1 rRNA gene is annotated in these 1,541 nt (G+C 51.8%); it reads right to left on the bottom strand.

Going from position 1 to position 1,541, the window contains the following annotated elements:
- Positions 1–1,328, bottom strand: a 16S ribosomal RNA gene (locus ACFUNE_RS37585); the annotation flags it as partial.
- Between the last annotated feature and the right edge of the window lie 213 nt (positions 1,329–1,541).

Raw genomic sequence — 1,541 nt, 5'->3', positions numbered from 1 at the left:
AGTTGCAGACTGCGATCCGAACTGAGAACAGATTTGTGGGATTGGCTTAACCTCGCGGTTTCGCTGCCCTTTGTTCTGCCCATTGTAGCACGTGTGTAGCCCAGGTCATAAGGGGCATGATGATTTGACGTCATCCCCACCTTCCTCCGGTTTGTCACCGGCAGTCACCTTAGAGTGCCCAACTGAATGCTGGCAACTAAGATCAAGGGTTGCGCTCGTTGCGGGACTTAACCCAACATCTCACGACACGAGCTGACGACAACCATGCACCACCTGTCACTCTGCCCCCGAAGGGGACGTCCTATCTCTAGGATTGTCAGAGGATGTCAAGACCTGGTAAGGTTCTTCGCGTTGCTTCGAATTAAACCACATGCTCCACCGCTTGTGCGGGCCCCCGTCAATTCCTTTGAGTTTCAGTCTTGCGACCGTACTCCCCAGGCGGAGTGCTTAATGCGTTAGCTGCAGCACTAAGGGGCGGAAACCCCCTAACACTTAGCACTCATCGTTTACGGCGTGGACTACCAGGGTATCTAATCCTGTTCGCTCCCCACGCTTTCGCTCCTCAGCGTCAGTTACAGACCAGAGAGTCGCCTTCGCCACTGGTGTTCCTCCACATCTCTACGCATTTCACCGCTACACGTGGAATTCCACTCTCCTCTTCTGCACTCAAGTTCCCCAGTTTCCAATGACCCTCCCCGGTTGAGCCGGGGGCTTTCACATCAGACTTAAGAAACCGCCTGCGAGCCCTTTACGCCCAATAATTCCGGACAACGCTTGCCACCTACGTATTACCGCGGCTGCTGGCACGTAGTTAGCCGTGGCTTTCTGGTTAGGTACCGTCAAGGTGCCGGCCTATTCAACTAGCACTTGTTCTTCCCTAACAACAGAGCTTTACGATCCGAAAACCTTCATCACTCACGCGGCGTTGCTCCGTCAGACTTTCGTCCATTGCGGAAGATTCCCTACTGCTGCCTCCCGTAGGAGTCTGGGCCGTGTCTCAGTCCCAGTGTGGCCGATCACCCTCTCAGGTCGGCTACGCATCGTTGCCTTGGTGAGCCGTTACCTCACCAACTAGCTAATGCGCCGCGGGTCCATCTGTAAGTGGTAGCCGAAGCCACCTTTTATGTCTGAACCATGCGGTTCAAACAACCATCCGGTATTAGCCCCGGTTTCCCGGAGTTATCCCAGTCTTACAGGCAGGTTACCCACGTGTTACTCACCCGTCCGCCGCTAACATCAGGGAGCAAGCTCCCATCTGTCCGCTCGACTTGCATGTATTAGGCACGCCGCCAGCGTTCGTCCTGAGCCAGGATCAAACTCTCCGATAAAGTAGTTTGACTGACTACGCACATCGCTGTGCGATTTATTTAAAACTTTGAATTAACAGGTACGTTTTGTCTTGTTTAGTTTTCAAAGAACTTTGTCCATCGCTCTTGAAGCGACTTAATTATTGTAACATATCAACTTCAATGCCGTCAATAACTTTTTAAAATTTCTTTTTTAAGAATTCGTTTCGTCATCAGCGACGTATATTAGAATAC

The sequence above is a fragment of the Streptomyces sp. NPDC057287 genome (assembly GCF_042667905.1).
Taxonomy (GTDB): Bacteria; Actinomycetota; Actinomycetes; order Streptomycetales; family Streptomycetaceae; genus Streptomyces.
The sequence above is the reverse complement of the archived record's forward strand: the minus strand, read 5'-3'. Positions and strand labels throughout refer to the sequence as shown.